Source organism: Polymorphospora sp. NPDC050346 (assembly GCF_040655695.1).
Taxonomy (GTDB): Bacteria; Actinomycetota; Actinomycetes; order Mycobacteriales; family Micromonosporaceae; genus Polymorphospora; species Polymorphospora lycopeni.
The window spans coordinates 14,109-29,062 of sequence record NZ_JBFAKM010000016.1; the positions used below are offsets into that span (position 1 = coordinate 14,109).

At 70.3% G+C, this 14,954-nt stretch carries 17 protein-coding genes and 1 tRNA gene; 8 read left to right on the forward strand and 10 right to left on the reverse strand.

The features are described 5' to 3' along the window. Positions 1–27: 27 nt before the first annotated feature. Together AB0I42_RS18115 and AB0I42_RS18120 are read right to left on the reverse strand one after the other, a co-directional pair. Positions 28–489, reverse strand: a complete 462-nt coding sequence (locus AB0I42_RS18115) for a RidA family protein (RefSeq protein ID WP_357538672.1) — start codon at positions 487–489, stop codon at positions 28–30. Beyond that, positions 486–641 (reverse strand): DUF4177 domain-containing protein, encoded by a 156-nt coding sequence (locus tag AB0I42_RS18120; protein WP_013736319.1) that lies wholly within the window; start codon positions 639–641, stop codon positions 486–488. Before AB0I42_RS18120 ends, AB0I42_RS18115 begins: the two co-directional genes overlap by 4 nt. A 241-nt stretch (positions 642–882) precedes the next feature. On the opposite strand from AB0I42_RS18120, the gene AB0I42_RS18125 reads away from it, so the two are divergent. The 3 genes from AB0I42_RS18125 to AB0I42_RS18135 all read left to right on the forward strand — a co-directional run bounded on the left by AB0I42_RS18125 (position 883) and on the right by AB0I42_RS18135 (position 4,434). Then, entirely contained in the window at positions 883–2,004 is a 1,122-nt protein-coding gene (locus tag AB0I42_RS18125) for a hypothetical protein (protein WP_357538673.1), read from the forward strand. A gap of 28 nt (positions 2,005–2,032) precedes the next feature. Next, positions 2,033–3,007: an ArsA-related P-loop ATPase gene (locus AB0I42_RS18130; RefSeq protein WP_357538674.1), complete on the forward strand. Its 975-nt coding sequence runs from the start codon at positions 2,033–2,035 to the stop codon at positions 3,005–3,007. Between the two features lie 275 nt (positions 3,008–3,282). After that, positions 3,283–4,434 (forward strand): ArsA-related P-loop ATPase, encoded by a 1,152-nt coding sequence (locus tag AB0I42_RS18135; protein WP_357538675.1) that lies wholly within the window; start codon positions 3,283–3,285, stop codon positions 4,432–4,434. On the opposite strand, the gene AB0I42_RS18140 is transcribed toward AB0I42_RS18135, so the two are convergent. Beyond that, positions 4,421–4,717 carry a WhiB family transcriptional regulator gene (locus tag AB0I42_RS18140; protein WP_212825692.1) on the reverse strand — a complete coding sequence of 99 codons (297 nt, stop codon included), beginning with the start codon at positions 4,715–4,717 and terminating at the stop codon, positions 4,421–4,423. The two genes, AB0I42_RS18135 and AB0I42_RS18140, sit on opposite strands and share 14 nt — an antisense overlap. Positions 4,718–5,119: 402 nt before the next feature. Between AB0I42_RS18140 and AB0I42_RS18145 the strand changes: the two genes are divergently transcribed. Then, positions 5,120–7,510, forward strand: a complete 2,391-nt coding sequence (locus AB0I42_RS18145) for a transglycosylase domain-containing protein (RefSeq protein WP_357538794.1) — start codon at positions 5,120–5,122, stop codon at positions 7,508–7,510. Between the two features lie 75 nt (positions 7,511–7,585). Here AB0I42_RS18145 and AB0I42_RS18150 read toward each other — a convergent pair whose 3' ends face one another. Further along, positions 7,586–8,041, reverse strand: a complete 456-nt coding sequence (locus tag AB0I42_RS18150; RefSeq protein ID WP_357538676.1) for a GatB/YqeY domain-containing protein — start codon at positions 8,039–8,041, stop codon at positions 7,586–7,588. A 25-nt stretch (positions 8,042–8,066) separates the two neighbouring features. Here AB0I42_RS18150 and AB0I42_RS18155 point away from each other — a divergent pair, with 25 nt between their 5' ends. The 3 genes from AB0I42_RS18155 (at position 8,067) to AB0I42_RS18165 (ending at position 10,629) form a co-directional block, all read left to right on the forward strand. Continuing rightward, complete coding sequence (locus tag AB0I42_RS18155; RefSeq protein ID WP_357538677.1) at positions 8,067–8,960, forward strand: metallophosphoesterase; 894 nt, start codon at positions 8,067–8,069, stop codon at positions 8,958–8,960. An 85-nt stretch (positions 8,961–9,045) separates the two neighbouring features. Next, a tRNA-Pro gene (locus AB0I42_RS18160) sits at positions 9,046–9,122 on the forward strand. Between the two features lie 241 nt (positions 9,123–9,363). After that, complete coding sequence (locus AB0I42_RS18165; RefSeq protein WP_357538678.1) at positions 9,364–10,629, forward strand: endonuclease/exonuclease/phosphatase family protein; 1,266 nt, start codon at positions 9,364–9,366, stop codon at positions 10,627–10,629. An 81-nt stretch (positions 10,630–10,710) separates the two neighbouring features. On the opposite strand, the gene AB0I42_RS18170 is transcribed toward AB0I42_RS18165, so the two are convergent. The 5 genes from AB0I42_RS18170 to AB0I42_RS18190 all read right to left on the reverse strand — a co-directional run bounded on the left by AB0I42_RS18170 (position 10,711) and on the right by AB0I42_RS18190 (position 13,192). Further along, a complete protein-coding gene (locus AB0I42_RS18170; RefSeq protein ID WP_357538679.1) occupies positions 10,711–11,679 on the reverse strand; it encodes an NAD(P)-dependent alcohol dehydrogenase in 969 nt (322 codons plus the stop codon). 11 nt (positions 11,680–11,690) lie between these two features. Then, on the reverse strand, positions 11,691–11,963 hold the full coding sequence (locus AB0I42_RS18175) for a hypothetical protein (protein WP_357538680.1): 273 nt from the start codon (positions 11,961–11,963) through the stop codon (positions 11,691–11,693). Next, positions 11,960–12,313, reverse strand: a complete 354-nt coding sequence (locus tag AB0I42_RS18180; protein ID WP_357519827.1) for a winged helix-turn-helix domain-containing protein — start codon at positions 12,311–12,313, stop codon at positions 11,960–11,962. The genes AB0I42_RS18175 and AB0I42_RS18180 overlap by 4 nt, the downstream gene beginning before the upstream one ends. 130 nt (positions 12,314–12,443) lie before the next feature. After that, positions 12,444–12,833, reverse strand: coding sequence for a VOC family protein (locus AB0I42_RS18185; protein WP_357538681.1), 390 nt, complete (start codon positions 12,831–12,833; stop codon positions 12,444–12,446). Beyond that, positions 12,830–13,192, reverse strand: a complete 363-nt coding sequence (locus tag AB0I42_RS18190; protein WP_357538682.1) for a DUF1801 domain-containing protein — start codon at positions 13,190–13,192, stop codon at positions 12,830–12,832. The genes AB0I42_RS18185 and AB0I42_RS18190 overlap by 4 nt, the downstream gene beginning before the upstream one ends. 84 nt (positions 13,193–13,276) lie before the next feature. On the opposite strand from AB0I42_RS18190, the gene AB0I42_RS18195 reads away from it, so the two are divergent. Further along, positions 13,277–14,167 (forward strand): LysR family transcriptional regulator, encoded by an 891-nt coding sequence (locus AB0I42_RS18195; protein ID WP_357538683.1) that lies wholly within the window; start codon positions 13,277–13,279, stop codon positions 14,165–14,167. 6 nt (positions 14,168–14,173) lie between these two features. Here the strand turns inward: AB0I42_RS18195 and AB0I42_RS18200 are convergent, their stop codons facing one another. Further along, complete coding sequence (locus tag AB0I42_RS18200; protein WP_357538684.1) at positions 14,174–14,878, reverse strand: fibronectin type III domain-containing protein; 705 nt, start codon at positions 14,876–14,878, stop codon at positions 14,174–14,176. Between the last annotated feature and the right edge of the window lie 76 nt (positions 14,879–14,954).

A 14,954-nucleotide genomic window follows, 5' to 3' on the forward strand; every position in this document is an offset into this window, starting at 1 on the left:
TCTGACGATCCTGCTACGAGACCGCGCTCAGGCGACCTCGACGATGACCTCGACCTCGACCGGGGCGTCCAGGGGCAGCTCGGCGACACCGACGGCGGTGCGGGCGTGCCGGCCGGCCTCCCCGAAAACGGCCCCGAACAGCTCCGACGCCCCGTTCATCACGCCCGGCTGTCCGGTGAAGCCCGGCGCCGAGGCGACGAAGCCGGTCACCTTCACGATCCGTACGACGTTGTCCAGCCCGGCGACCGAGTCGATCGCGGCGATGGCGTTGAGCGCGCACTGCCGGGCCAGGTCCTTGGCCTCCTCGGCGCTGACGGCGGCGCCCACCTTGCCGGTGGCGAGCAGCTTCCCGTTGGCGATCGGCAACTGGCCGGAGAGGTACACGTGCTGGCCGGAACGGACCGCCGGCACGTATGCCGCCACCGGCGGCACGACCTCGGGGATCGTCAGGCCCAGTTCGGCGAGCTTCGCGTAAGGCCCGGTGCTCATGCCTTCGGCCGCTTCAGGTAGGCGACGAGCTGCTCCGGGTTGGGGCCGGGCACGACCGAGACCAACTCCCAGCCGTCCTCACCCCAGTTGTCGAGGATCTGCTTGGTGGCATGCACCAGCAACGGGACGGTGGCGTACTCCCACTTCTGCATGTCGGCACCCTAACCCGCCGGGCTGACCGGGCCGGCGCGGCCCGCCGGCTCCGGGCGGCCGTGGCCGGGCCGGAGCGGCCGACCCGGCGACTCGGCGATACGGAGCGTGACCGGGGTCGGACGGAGGCCCCGTGCCGGGCGGCGGACCGCTACCCTGACCGGGCGGACGGCACGTAGGCTGTCCCGCCACGACTTCTCGGTTCCGTCGCTTTCTCGGTTCCGTCGCTTCACAGGGGAGACGATGACCCAACCACCCAGCGGTGGCGCCACGCCGCCGTCGAACGGTCAGCCGGATCAGCCGGTCTCCCCGGGCACGGCACCGGACCCCAACGCACCGGCGCCGCTCTGGCCGGGCATGGACGCCGGCCCGGCCGCACCGCCGCCGGCTTCCGCCCCACCGGCTCCGCCGGCTTCCGCCCCGCCGGCCACGCCCGGCGTCGGGCTGGGTAAGCCGGCCGAGCCGAGCAGCCCGCCGCCACCGCCGGCCATGCCCCCGTCGGGGCCACCGCCCGGCCAGTTCGAGCCGCCGGTCTCGGCCCAGCCCGGACCACCGTCATACGGCCAGCCGACCTACGACCAGCCCGGATACGGACAGGCGCCCGGCTACGGGCAGCAGCCCCCGTACGGGCAGCCCGCCGCGCAGTACCCGCCGCCGCCGGGCCAGCCGGTCTCCGGGCAGCCCTACCCCGGGCAGCCGATGTCCGGTCAGCCCTATCCGGGGCAGCCGGTGTCCGGCCAGCCGATGTCGGGGCAGCCCTACCCGGGACAGCCGACGTCGGGGCAGCCGTACGCGGCGCAGTCCCCGGGTTACCCGGGCCAGCCGGTGTCCGGCCAGCCGTACGGCAACCCCGGCGAGTACGGCCAGCCCGGCTACCCGCCCGCCCCCGGCCAGCCCGGCTATCCGCCGCAGCAGCCGCCGAAGAAGCGCCGCGGTCTGTTGATCGCCTCGATCGTCCTCGTCTTCGTGCTGCTGCTCTGCGGTGGCGGCGGCCTCGGCGCCTTCTTCCTGCTGCGCAACGCGGAGGGCAGCGACGGCGCGGCCGAACCGGTCGCCGCGGTCGACAACTTCCTCAAGGCGGTCTACACCGACCGCGACGCCGACCGGGCGGCCGCGCTGGTGTGCTCGGAAGCCCGCGACGAGGCCGCGATCAGCAAGAAGGTCGAGGAGATCAGCAACTACTCGACGACGTACGCCAACCCGCGCTTCGACTGGGAACCGCCGAAGGTCGACGACCAGAACGAGGAACGGGCGATCGTCTCGGTCAAGCTCACCATGCTCACCGACGACGAGAAGAGCGCCGACCAGGAACTCAAGTTCACCGTGGTGCAGAAAACCGGCTGGTGGGTCTGCGAGGTGGGGTGAGCCCCGTCGGCTGGCTACCCTCGGATCTGTGCGAGCAGGTGAGCAGTCAGCCAACGAGAACTGGCCGGCCCGACTTCACGTGGTCACGGGCAAAGGCGGCACCGGCAAGACGAGCGTGGCCGCCGCGCTGGCTCTCGCCCTCGCCGGCGGAGGGCGGCGGACCCTGCTGGTCGAGGTCGAGGGCCGGCAGGGCATAGCCCAACTCTTCGACACCGCCCCGCTGCCGTACGAGGAGCGGCGGATCGCCGGTGCCGGGGGCGGGGGCGAGGTCCGCGCGCTCGCCGTCGACCCCGAGGAAGCCCTGCTCGAATACCTCGACATGTTCTACAAGCTGGGGGCGGCCGGTCGGGCGCTGCGCAAGTTCGGGGCGATCGACTTCGCCACCACGATCGCCCCGGGTCTGCGCGACGTGCTGCTCACCGGCAAGGTCAAGGAGGCCACCACCCGCACCACCGACCGCCGGCGGGTGTACGACGCCGTCGTACTCGACGCGCCGCCGACCGGACGGATCGGGCGGTTCCTGAACGTCACCACCGAGACGGCGCGGCTGGCGAAGGTCGGCCCGATCAAGACGCAGAGCGAGGGGGTGGCGGCCCTGTTGCGCTCCCCGATCACCTCGGTCCACGTCGTCACGCTGCTCGAGGAGATGCCGGTCCAGGAGACCGTCGACGCGATCGCCGAGCTGACGGCGCTCGGCATCCCGATCGGCCACGTGATCGTCAACAGCACCCGCGAGCCGCTGCTGGCCGGCGTCAAGGTCACCCAGACCGAGTTGCGCCGCGGCCTGACCGCGGCCGGCCTGTCCGCCGACCGGTCCATGGTCGCCGGCCTGCACACCGAGGCCAAGGCCCATCTCACCCGTCGTGCGATGGAAGAGTCACTTCGTGCCGAACTGGCCGAACTCGGCCGCCCGATGATCGAGCTGCCGCTGATCCCGCAGGGCATCACCCGCCCCACCCTGGACCAGCTCGCCGAGATCCTCGCCGCCCCATCCCGGAAGTAACCCCGACACCCCCACGTGGAACGGCCAAAAACCCCGGCCACCCTCGACAGCAACACCATGGCGAAGCAATCGGCGGACCGCCGTAGGCGGTGACCAGGTCGCGAGTCGACCGAGCGCCGCCGCACCGTCTGGAGCCCGAGGACCGCGCCGCGAAGCGGTCGCGGCCCGCAGGGCGAAGACGGTGCACTTGGGCGGCGCGAAGCGGAGCGAGCCAGCCGAGGCGGAGCCGAGGCCAGCCAACTCAGCCCAACCAAGTCACCGCAAAGTACGCTCGGTTGGTGCCCTCTGATCACCAGGTGCCACGGCTGGACGTGGATCGGATTCTCGCCGATGACGGCGTGCGGATCGTGGTCTGTTGTGGCTCGGGCGGCGTGGGGAAGACGACGACCGCCGCGGCGTTGGCGTTGCGGGCGGCCGAGCGGCACGGCCGCCGTACGGTGGTGTTGACGATCGACCCGGCGCGCCGGTTGGCGCAGTCGTTGGGGTTGAGTGAACTGGACAACACGCCGCGCCAGGTGAAGGGGATCGACGCCGAGGCCAGTGGTGGTGAGTTGCACGCCATGATGCTGGACATGAAGCGCACCTTCGACGAGGTGGTGCTGGCGCACACCGATCCGGCGAAGGCGGCGGAGATCTTCGCGAACCCGTTCTACCAGGCGATGAGTTCGACGTTCGCGGGCACGCAGGAATACATGGCGATGGAGAAGCTGGGGCAGTTGCATGCCCGCGGCGAGTGGGACCTGATCGTGGTGGACACGCCGCCGTCCCGGTCCGCGCTGGATTTCCTGGACGCGCCGGCGCGGTTGTCGCGGTTCCTGGACGGTCGGATGCTGCGGATGTTGCTGGCGCCGGCCCGTACTGGTGGCCGGAGCATGTTCAGCCTGGTGACGGCGTCGTTCGGGATGTTCTCGCGGGTGGTGCAGAAGATCCTCGGGGCGCAGTTGCTGACTGACCTGTCCGGTTTCGTCGCCGCGTTCGATTCGATGTTCGGCGGGTTCCGGCAGCGGGCCGAGCAGACGTACCGGATCCTGCAGGCACGGGAGACGGCTTTTCTGCTGGTCGCGGCGCCGGAGCCGGACGCTGTCCGGGAGGCGGCGTACTTCGCGGGCCGGCTCGGCGAGGAGCGGATGCCGCTGGCGGGGCTGGTCCTCAACCGGGTGCACCAGAGCGCGGTGGAGGGGTTGTCGGCGGCGGAGAGTCTGGCGGCGGCGGAGCGGCTGGAGGAGTTGGGCGGTCATGCGGTGACGGCCGAGGCGTTGCGGGTGCATGCGGCGTTGGTGCGGCAGACCGCCCGGGAGCTCGAGGTGGCCGCGAGGTTCACGGACGGGTTTCCGGCGGTGCCGGTGGTGTCGGTCGCGGCGCAGCCCGCCGACGTGCACGACGTCGACGGGCTGCGGGTGATCGGTTCGGCTATCAGCCGGCCGTGACGAGGACCTTTTCCTTGTCGCGGAGCGCGGCTTCGAACATCTTGCGCCAACTGGCCACCTGCGGGTGACGGCGCAGCAGTGCCCGCCGTTCCCGCTCGGTCATGCCGCCCCACACGCCGAACTCGATGCGATTGTCGAGCGCGTCGGCCAGGCATTCGTAGCGCACCGGGCAGCTGCGGCAGATCCGTTTCGCCACGTTCTGCTCGGCGCCTTGTACGAACAGCGCGTCAGGGTCTCCACTCTGACACGCAGCCATGGTGGGCCAGTCTGTGATCATGCCCATGTGTCCACGTCCCCCCTTGCAGTCCCGCTACCGACCAGTGCCAATCGGCCGGCAAAACCCCCGGCCACCCGCGGCTGCCTTCCCCCAGCACCCGCGAGTGACGTGCGATACTCGCCGGACCATCATGCTCTGTAGTCAACCGATTACGCAACGTCGTCAGCCAAATCATTAATCCGGACACTCTGCCCAGTTCGGCCAGCGACCAGAAGCTGTGATACCCGCGCAAAGCCGGAAAACGCCGCGCCGGCCGGCTCCGGAGGGGAGACTCGAGAGCGAAGACGACGCACCCGGACACGCAGGGCCATGCGTCTAGCACAACGAGGCCGACGCCGTGAGGAAATGGGCGAAGTACACGGCAAGCGACCCCGTTGGTCACTCGCGTACCCTGGCGCAGTGACCTGGATGCGGAAACGTGACCACAACCTCCTGACCAACGCCGCGTCGCTGCTCATCTGCGGCCTACTGGCGGGCGTGGTCGTAGCCGCGGCCGCCTTCCCGGCGGTGGCGCTGTCCGGTCTCGCCGCCAAGGCGGGCGCTGAGACCTTCGACAAGCTGCCGAGCGAGCTGACCGTCAAGAGCGCGCCCCAGATCAGCTACCTCTACGCATCGGACGGCAAGACACCGCTCGCCACGATGTACGACGAGAACCGGCGTGACGTACCGCTGAAGGACGTCAACGTGCTCATGCAGCAGGCGATCATCGCCGCCGAGGACAAGAAGTTCTACGAGCACAACGGCGTCGACGTCAAGGGCGTGGCCCGGGCCTTCGTGGCCAACAACTCCGCCGGCGCCACCCAGCAGGGTGCCTCCACCCTGACCATGCAGTACGTCCGCCTGGCCATCGCCTACTCGGCGACCCACCCGCAGGACGTCGTGGCCGCCACCGAGGACACCAACGCCCGCAAGCTGCGCGAGATGCGCTACGCGATGCAGATCACCAAGGAGTTGTCCAAGGACGAGGTGCTGGAGCGCTACCTCAACATCGCCCCGTTCGGTAACGGCGCGTACGGTGTCTTCGCCGCCAGCCAGGTCTACTTCGGCAAGCACCCCAAGGACCTGACCATCGAGGAAGCGGCGATGCTCGCCGGTATGGTCAAGGCGCCGTCCGCCTTCGACCCGACCACCGAGGGCGGCTACCCGCAGGCGGTCGCCCGGCGCGACTACGTCATCGACCAGATGGTCATCACCGGCGCCATCACCGCCGAGCAGGCCACCGAGGCCAAGGCCGTCGAACTCAAGGTCAAGGGCAAGCGGGCCCCGAACGGCTGCGTCGCCGCGAACAAGGCCACCTGGGGCTTCTTCTGCGACTACTTCTACCGCTGGTGGATGGATCAGGAGACCTTCGGCGCCACCACCTACGACCGGGAGCGCCGGCTCAAGAGCGGTGGCTACAGCATCGTCACCTCGCTCGACGTCGCCACCCAGGACGCCGCCAACAAGAACATCGAAAAGCGGATCAAGAACGACAACAAGAACGCGCTGATGGTCGCGGCCGTCGAGCCCGGCACCGGCCGGGTACGCGCCCTCGCCGTCAACCGGGTCTTCAAGCTCGACGACCCCAACAACCCGCAGAACAAGATGTCCAGCAACCCGGCCAAGGCCCGGCAGGGCATCCGGGGCACCTACCCCAACACCACCAACCCGCTGATGACCGGTGGCAACGACATCACGGGCTACCAGGCCGGATCGACGTTCAAGATGTTCACCCTGGTCGCGGCGCTGGAGAAGGGCTACCCGCTGGCCACCTCGATCAACGCCACCTCCCCGCTCCAGACCAGCTACATCGTCGAGCGGGGCAGCGACGCCGCCTGTCCCGGCACCAACAAGTACTGCCCGGTCAACGCCAACCCGTCCTGGATGAACGGCGTCCGGAACATGTGGAGCGGCATGGGCCGCTCGGTCAACACCTACTTCGTCAAGCTCCAGGACATGGTCGGTGCCGACAACGTCGTCAACGCCGCCAAGCGTGCCGGCATCCAGTTCCGCGCCGCCGAGGACGCCCGGATCGCCAACAACCCGCAGGGTGCCAAGCAGTGGGGCGCCTTCACCCTCGGCGTCTCGTCGACCACCCCGCTCGACCTGGCCAACGCCTACGCCACCCTCGCCGCGGACGGCAAGTACTGCGAGCCGATCCCGGTCCAGGAGATCCGTGACCAGGACGGCAACAAGCTCGACGTCGCCAACCCGCGCTGCAAGGACGAGTTCAAGCCCGAGGTGGCCCGTGCCGCGATCGACGCCGGCCGCTGCCCGGTCGGCGACGGCTCGTCCACCAGCCGCTGCGACGGCGGCACCGCGACCGGCATCCGCGGCGTGGTGAAGAAGCCGGTGTCCGGCAAGACCGGCACCACCGACAGCGAGAAGACCGCCTCGCTGGTCGTCACCACCAAGCAGCTCGCCGTCGCCGGCATCCTCGCCGACCCCGACTGGGCGCAGACCACGGCCCGGATGAGCCACGACATCGTCAACCCGGCCGTCTACGAGACGCTGCGGGACGGCATGAAGAACAAGGAAACCAAGCAGTTCACGCCGCCGAGCGGCAAGCTCGTCAACGGTGAACAGCGCAGCATCCCGGTCGTCAGATGCCAGGACGTCGACACCGCCCGGTCCCGACTGCGCGCCGCCGGCTTCGACGTCTCCGTCGACTCGGGCCGCGTCGACTCCAGCTGCCCGGCCGGCACCGTCGCCGGCACCAGCCCCGACGGCCGGACCATCCGGGGCGGTGCGGTCTCCATCCAGGTCAGCAACGGCCGTAGCGGTGGCAGCCAGAGCCCGTCACCGGGTGCGGACGACTGACGACGCCGTACGCGACAAGAGGGCGGGCACCCCGACGGGTGCCCGCCCTCGCGGGTTTTCGGACCTGTACGGCGCTCAGAGGCCGAGTTGCCGGCGTACCTCGGCGGCGACCCGGCCACCCTCGGCCCGGCCGGCCACCGCGGCCTGGGCCGCCTTCATCGCCGGGCCCATCTGGGCCTTGCCGGTGAACCCACCGGCGGACAGCGCGCCGGCGACCAGCTCCGCCAGTTCCTCGTCGCCGAGCTGCTTCGGCAGGTAGCGCTCGAGCACCTCGCCCTCTGCCGTCTCCTTCGCCGCCTGGTCGCCCCGGCCGGCGTCGGCGAACGCCGTGGCCGCCTCACGCCGCTTCTTCGCCTCCCGGGTCAGCACCGCGAGCACCTCGTCGTCGGACAGATCGCGCTTGGCCTTCCCGGCGACCTCGGCGTTGCCGATCGCCGCCAGCGCCATCCGCAGCGTCGACGTGGTCAGCTCGTCACGCGCCTTCAGGGCCGCGCGCATGTCCGTCGTGAGAGTGTCCTTCAACGTGCTCATGGCTGGTGAAACTACCCTGAACGCCATGCGAAAGCGCACTGTTATGCGGCTGGCCGCCGCCACCGCCGCCGTCGGCGCCGGCACCCTGGCGTACGCGTCCCTCGTCGAACGCAACATGTTCACCCTGCGCCGGTTCGACGTACCGGTTCTCGCCCCCGACGCGGAGCCGCTGCGCATCCTGCACCTGTCGGACATGCACATGACCCCCGACCAACGCCGCAAGCAGGCATGGGTGGCGTCGCTGGCCGCCACCGACCCCGACCTCGTCGTGGTCACCGGCGACAACCTGGCCCACCCCGACGCCGTGCCCGGCGCGCTGCGCGCCCTCCAGCCGCTGCTCGACTTCCCGGGTGCGTTCGTCTTCGGCTCCAACGACTACCGCGGGCCGGTGTGGAAGAACCCGTTGAGCTACCTGCTGCCCGAACGCGAGTACGTCCAGGGCGTCGACCTGCCGTACGAGGACCTGCGTGAGGTGCTGCTCGGCGCCGGCTGGGCCGACCTGAACAACGCCCGCACCAGCACCAAGATCGGCGGTCGGGTGGTGGAACTCGCCGGCGTCGACGACCCGCACATCGGCCGCGACGACTGGGACCAGGTCGCCGGCCCGGTCCCGGAGCAGGCCGACCTGTCCGTGGCGCTGACCCACTCCCCCGAGCCCCGGGTCCTCGACCGGATGGCCGCCGACGGCTTCGACCTGCTGCTCGCCGGCCACACCCACGGCGGGCAGGTGTGCGTGCCGTTCGTCGGCGCACTGGTCACCAACTGCGAACTGCCCACCTCGATGGCCAAGGGCCTGCACCGCTGGCCCGGCTCCGACTCGTGGCTGCACGTGTCGGCCGGCATCGGCACCCACCCGACCGCGCCGATCCGGTTCGCCTGCCGCCCGGAGGCCTCGCTGCTGACGCTGATCCCCCGCTGACGCGCGTCCCCCTGCCGGTTCGGCACGGCAGGGGGATCCAAGTTTGCCCCTCGGCGGCGGTGGGCTACTATTTGTCGGCACGCCTCGGGGTGTGGCGCAGTTTGGTAGCGCGCTTCGTTCGGGACGAAGAGGTCGTCGGTTCAAATCCGGCCACCCCGACCAGGTAAGAGGGCATATCCGCTCGACGGATATGCCCTCTTGTGGTTTCTGTGGCCGTCGCCTTCCGCCGCCTGCCCTTGCCAGCCGTGCGTCGATCAACGAACCTCAGTGTTCACACCACGGCCATCAGGCTGTCGGTGCCCACCGATAGACACATGGGCGCACCTCGACGTCGGCCCGGCCGGACGTCGACAGGCCAACCCGGTACGGGAATCCCGGCCGGACGACACGGCAAGGAGGACGGATGTCGTCAGCCGTCAGGCGATCACGACGGATCGCGGTACGTGGTGGATTGCTCGCCACGGCGGTCATGCTCGCCGCGCTGCCCTCGGTGGCGGCCCCGGCCGCCGCCCACGGCAAGGGCGAGGACGTACGGTTCGCCACGTTCAACGCCTCGCTCAACCGGAGCGCCGCCGGCACCCTGCGGGCCGACCTGTCGACGCCGGGTAACGCGCAGGCCCGCACGATCGCCGAGATCGTCCAGCGCAACCGGCCGGACGTGCTGCTGATCAACGAGTTCGACTTCGACCCGGTCGCGGCCCGGCTGTTCCAGGACAACTACCTCTCGGTGGGCCAGAACGGCGCGAGGCCGATCCGCTACCCGCACCGGTTCATCGCGCCGAGCAACACCGGCGTCGCCTCCGGCTTCGACCTGAACAACAACGGCCAGGTCGTCACCCAGCCGGGCACCCCCGGGTACGGCGACGACGCGCTCGGCTTCGGTGACTTCCCGGGCCAGTACGGCATGGTCGTCTACTCGCGGTATCCGATCGACCTGGGCGGCGCGCGTACCTTCCAGAACTTCCTGTGGAAGGACATGCCGGGCGCCCTGCTGCCCGATGACCCGGCCACCCCGGCCCCCGCCGACTGGTACTCGCCGGAGGAACTGGCGGTCTTCCGGCTGTCGTCGAAGAGCCACTGGGACCTGCCGATCAAGGTCGGTAAGCGGACGGTGCACTTCCTGGTCAGCCACCCGACCCCGCCGGTCTTCGACGGCCCGGAGGACCGCAACGGGCGACGCAACTTTGACGAGATCCGGTTCTGGGCCGACTACGTACGTCCGGGCAGCGGCCGTTACATCTACGACGACCAGGGGCGTCGGGGCGGGCTACGGCCGGGGTCGAAGTTCGTGATCGCCGGTGACCTGAACTCCGACCCGCGCGACGGCGACAGCATCCCCGGCGCCGCCCAGCAGCTCCTGGACCACCGGTGGATCAACGACGGGTTCACCCCGTCGAGCCGTGGTGCGGTCGAGGCGAGCGCCCTGCAGGGCGGCGCGAACACCACCCACCGCAGCAACCCGAAGTACGACACGGCCGACTTCGCCGACGTACCGGGTCCGGGCAACGTACGCGCCGACTACGTGCTGCCGTCGCGTGGGTTGGACGTACGCGATGGTGGGGTGTTCTGGCCGGTCGCGAGTGACCCGCTGTCGCGGCTCACCGGGACGTTCCCGTTCCCCAGTTCCGACCACCGGCTGGTCTGGCTCGACCTGCGCGTCGGCCGGTAGCGCCTCCCCTTCGGTCCGGGGTCGGATCCGGCCCCGGACCGGCGGGCCGTCGCCGCTGGTCCGGTTCGGTGATCCAGCGGCTCATACGGTGATGACCACCTTGCCCCGCGCGTGCTGGTCCGCGAGGTAGCGGAAGGCGTCGGCGGTCCGGTCGAGCGGATAGGTCCGGCCGACGACCGGCGTCAGTTTGCCGGCCTCGACGAGTTCGGTGAGCCCGAGAAGGTCTGGTTTGCGACTGGTCGACGTGAGCGGTCGCACCCGGCGCCGCCGTACGAGTGGTGCGACGAGCATCGCCGCGAAGTTGCGCTCGAATCCGCCCAGCACGGGCCCACCTTTCTCCACCCCCACCAGCACGAGCGTTCCGGCCGGGGTCAGGAGCCGGCGGAGCAGCGCGATCGGCCGGTCGCCGACAATGTCGAAGATGACGTCGTATCGGCGTCCGCCCCGGGCGAGGTCCTCGCGGGTGTAGTCGATGACGTGGTCGGCGCCGAGCGACCGGACCAGTTCCGTCTTGGTGGTGCTGCACACGCCGGTCACCTCCGCTCCGTACGCCTTGGCGATCTGGACGGCGAACGTCCCGACGCCGCCGGCCGCGCCGATGACCAGGACCCGCTGCCCCGGTTGCGGACGGGTCCGGCCGTTCAGGCCCTGGAACGCGGTCATCCCGGAGATCGGCACCGCCGCGGCCTGCTCGAACGTGAGCGTCGCCGGCTTCGGCACCAGGTTCGCGGCGGGTACGGAGACGAACTCGGCGAACGTCCCCGTCCCCCAGCCGAGCACCTCGTCGCCGGGCCGGAACTCGGTCACGTCGGCGCCGACCGCCGTCACCTCGCCGGCGAACTCCGTACCCCGGACCCGGTGCATCGGCGCACGCGGTCCGGCGACGCGGACGAGGTACGGCCGGCCGGTCATCAGGATCCGGTCGCCGCGGTGGATACCGGCGGCCCGCACGCGTACGAGCACCTGGTCTCTCTTGACCGTCGGCCGGTCGATCTCCCGGAGTTCCAGCACCTCCGGCGGCCCGTACCGGTCCTGCGCGATTGCCCTCATGGTGGTCTCCCCTACTCGACGGTGCGGAGGATCTGTTCGATCGAGGCGGTCCGTGACCGGAGCTCGGAAACGTCGGCGGCCACCCGCTGCTGGGCGTCCAGGGTGCGCTCGGCCAGCTGCTCGTAGCGGCTCACGAGCTGTCGCAACTGTTCGTCCTGCTGGGTCGCGATCCGCATCTTGCGGAAGTCGAGCACGGTGGCCGCGATGGCGCCGAGGACCAGGAAGACGAACATCAGCACGCCGAGTACGAGGATCGCTTCGGGCCAGGTCCAGGTGTCTGTCATCGGGGGGTCTCCTTCGGTGCGGGACCCGGCACCGGGTCCGATCTGGTGAGGGTCTCGGCCGCCTCGACGAGGGTCGATGCGGTCAGGTGCACGTCGAACTCGGCGACCTGGTAGTACTTCATGGCCTTGCCGTCCTCGGAGAGTTCGAGGCTGCCGACGATCAGGCCGGCTGTTTCCAGCCGTTGCAGGTGCATGTGCAGCAGGGGGCGGCTGATCCCGATCTCTCGAGCCAGGTGGCTCACGTAGTCACGGCCGCCGGCCAGCTTCGCCATGATCCGCAGCCGCAGCGGGTTGGCCAGCGCGGCCAGCATCTCGACCAGCTGGTCACCGGTCGGCTGGGCCACTGTCATGTTCCTCCTTCGCATGTAAAGGATTTCTTACACGTGAAAGCGTAGCAACGCGCGACGCCGGGCCACAAGCGTGGCCCGGCGTCGCGCGCGGTCGGATCTGGGACCGTCGGCGGGTCCGAAGAGTCGTCGCTCAGGCGTCCTGGGGATACCAGCGCAGCTCGACGCTGTTGCCATCCGGATCGGCGACGTAGACCGAGGTCGCGTCACCCCGCGCGCCGAACCGGCCGACCGGTCCCTCCAGCACCGTGAAGGTGCCGGAGTCGATGACCTCCGGCCAGTCCAGCGGCGCCACCACCAGGCAGAGGTGGTCGACGTTCGACCCGTCACGGACGCGGCGTACCAGGTCGATGATCGTTTCCGGGGTGACCCGTACGGACGGGAACGGGACCTTTCCAGCCCGCCACTCGTCGACGCGAACCGGTGTCAGGCCGAGCCGACCACAGTAGAAGTCGAGTGAGCGTTCGACGTCGGAGACATTGAGGACCAGGTGGTCGAAGCCGGTGACCCGCACCGCGCTCACCTCGCCTCCAGGTCGCGGGCCTGGCGCAGCCAGTCGGCGAACAGCGCCGGGTCGATCTCGTCGACGGTACGGACCTTGACCGACGCCATCTGCCGGGCACCGGCGACGAGGCGACCCGACGCGTCCGTGATCTCCTGCCCCCGCCACAGCCCGAAGGTGACGTACGACGAGTACGCCTTGACGAGGCAGATCGGGTTCTTGCCCGGCTTGTCGCCGGCACCCCAGACCGGATGGCCGTGCCACATCGCGCCGGTGGCGTCGGGCAGGGCCGCTTCGATGACCGGTCGGAGCTTCTCGCCGACCTCCCGGAGCGGGGCGTCGAGGCTGGTCAGGTAGTCGGTGATCATCGCTGTCGTCATGCCTTCACGATCCGCCGGTCCACGGCCCGGACCAAGCCACGATCGCGCTACGATCGTTTACTCAGATTCAACGATGAGGATCCGATGCTGGAGCGGTACGAGCTGGAGACGTTCCTGACGCTCGCCGAGGAGCTGCACTTCGGGCGTACCGCCGAGCGGTTGCGGGTGACCACCGGGCGGGTCAGTCACGTGGTCAAGAAGCTGGAGCGCCGGATCGGCGCCCCGCTCTTCGAACGCACCAGCCGGGTCGTCCAGCTCACCCCGATCGGCCGGCGGCTCGCCGACGACCTGGCCCCACTCGTGGCCGGAATGGACGAGGCGGTCCGCCGGGCCGTCGACGCCGGCCGGGGCGTGACCGGACAGTTGCGGGTGGCGTTCGTCGGCGAGTGGGGCGCGCCGCTGCTGCTGCGGGCCGTCGCCCTGTTCAGCGAGCGGCACCCGGACTGCGAGGTCGACGTACGCGAGGCGCCGCTGCTGAACACCCGGGCGAGCCTGGTCGACGGCTCGGTCGACGTCCTGATCGCCTCGTTCCCGTTCGACGGCATGGCCAACGGGCCGGTCCTGCTCACCGAGGAACGGGTCCTGGCGGTGGCGGCCGGCCATCCGCTGGCCGCCACCGAAGCGGTGTCGCTGGAGGTGCTCGCCGAGCACCCGGTGGTGCAGTATCCGGCGGTGACGTCGGCGGAGTTCAAGCGCGACCGTACGCCCGAACACACGCCGTCGGGCCGGCCGGTGCCGAAGGGGCCGGCGGGTAACACGTTCTCCGAGATGCTTTCCCTGGTGGCGCTGGGCCGGGGCGTGCTCCCGGTCGGGGCGCACACCCGGCAATACCATCCCCGGCCGGACATCGCGTACGTGCCGATCCACGACGCGCCGCCGATCCGGCGCGGACCGGTCTGGCTGGAAGCGAACACCACCGAGCGGGTACGCGAGTTCGTCCGCGCCGCCGTCGACGCCAACCCGCCGACGGACTGAGGCCGGTCAGCCGGTGGTGGTGACGGTGACCGGGGCGGACAGGGCGGAGATGTTGCCGGCATCGTCGCGCGCCCGGACCGCGAAGCTGTACGTCGTACCGGGGGTGAGCCCGGTGACCCGGGCGGTGGTGCCGGTCGGTGGATGCTGCGGCGCGGTCGCGACGACCGGGCTGCCGGGGGCGCTGACCATGAGGACCTCGTACAAGGCCACGTAGACGTTGTCGGTGGATCGGGGCCAGGTGAGGATCACCAGCGTGTCGGCGACGGTGTACGGCACCGGGGTGCCGGGAGCGGTCGGTGGTTGGTTGTCGCCGGGCGGCATGGTCACGACCAGCATCGGGGTCGACGGCGAGAAGTTTCCGACCGCGTCCCGGGCGCGGACCGAGAACCGGTGGGTGCTCGACGGGCGCAGTCCGGTGATCGTGATCGAGTTCGTGGTGGTGTTGCGCATGAAGACGACGTCGGTCGAGAAGTGGCTGACGTCGTATCTGGTCACGCCGACGTTGTCGGTGGCCGCGACCCAGGTCAGTTCGATCGTCGTGGTGGTGATGCCGGCGATCGTCACCGGCCCCGGGGCGGTCGGCGCCTCGGTGTCGGTGGCCGCGTACGCCGTTCCGCCGGCGCCGAGCGCCAGCAGCACCGTTGCCGCCACCATCGCCGTCCGGCGTACGGCGCCGCCGGGCGCGGTCGACGGCCATCGTGCAATGCGCATGGGAGCCCCGTTCTCGGAAGACCAGCGAGACGAATCCATGTTCGCCGATGCGATGCTGCTTCGGGAACAGGACCAC

What these genes read in the sequence shown, in the direction of transcription:
- AB0I42_RS18115 (WP_357538672.1), bottom strand. Translation starts at nt 489, where the DNA reads ATGAGCACCGGGCCTTACGCGAAGCTCGCCGAACTGGGCCTGACGATC.
- AB0I42_RS18120 (WP_013736319.1), bottom strand. Translation starts at nt 641, where the DNA reads ATGCAGAAGTGGGAGTACGCCACCGTCCCGTTGCTGGTGCATGCCACC.
- AB0I42_RS18125 (WP_357538673.1), top strand. Translation starts at nt 883, where the DNA reads ATGACCCAACCACCCAGCGGTGGCGCCACGCCGCCGTCGAACGGTCAG.
- AB0I42_RS18140 (WP_212825692.1), bottom strand. Translation starts at nt 4,717, where the DNA reads ATGGGCATGATCACAGACTGGCCCACCATGGCTGCGTGTCAGAGTGGA.
- AB0I42_RS18145 (WP_357538794.1), top strand. Translation starts at nt 5,120, where the DNA reads ATGCGGAAACGTGACCACAACCTCCTGACCAACGCCGCGTCGCTGCTC.
- AB0I42_RS18150 (WP_357538676.1), bottom strand. Translation starts at nt 8,041, where the DNA reads ATGAGCACGTTGAAGGACACTCTCACGACGGACATGCGCGCGGCCCTG.
- AB0I42_RS18155 (WP_357538677.1), top strand. Translation starts at nt 8,067, where the DNA reads ATGCGAAAGCGCACTGTTATGCGGCTGGCCGCCGCCACCGCCGCCGTC.
- AB0I42_RS18165 (WP_357538678.1), top strand. Translation starts at nt 9,364, where the DNA reads ATGTCGTCAGCCGTCAGGCGATCACGACGGATCGCGGTACGTGGTGGA.
- AB0I42_RS18170 (WP_357538679.1), bottom strand. Translation starts at nt 11,679, where the DNA reads ATGAGGGCAATCGCGCAGGACCGGTACGGGCCGCCGGAGGTGCTGGAA.
- AB0I42_RS18175 (WP_357538680.1), bottom strand. Translation starts at nt 11,963, where the DNA reads ATGACAGACACCTGGACCTGGCCCGAAGCGATCCTCGTACTCGGCGTG.
- AB0I42_RS18180 (WP_357519827.1), bottom strand. Translation starts at nt 12,313, where the DNA reads ATGACAGTGGCCCAGCCGACCGGTGACCAGCTGGTCGAGATGCTGGCC.
- AB0I42_RS18190 (WP_357538682.1), bottom strand. Translation starts at nt 13,192, where the DNA reads ATGACGACAGCGATGATCACCGACTACCTGACCAGCCTCGACGCCCCG.
- AB0I42_RS18195 (WP_357538683.1), top strand. Translation starts at nt 13,277, where the DNA reads ATGCTGGAGCGGTACGAGCTGGAGACGTTCCTGACGCTCGCCGAGGAG.
- AB0I42_RS18200 (WP_357538684.1), bottom strand. Translation starts at nt 14,878, where the DNA reads ATGCGCATTGCACGATGGCCGTCGACCGCGCCCGGCGGCGCCGTACGC.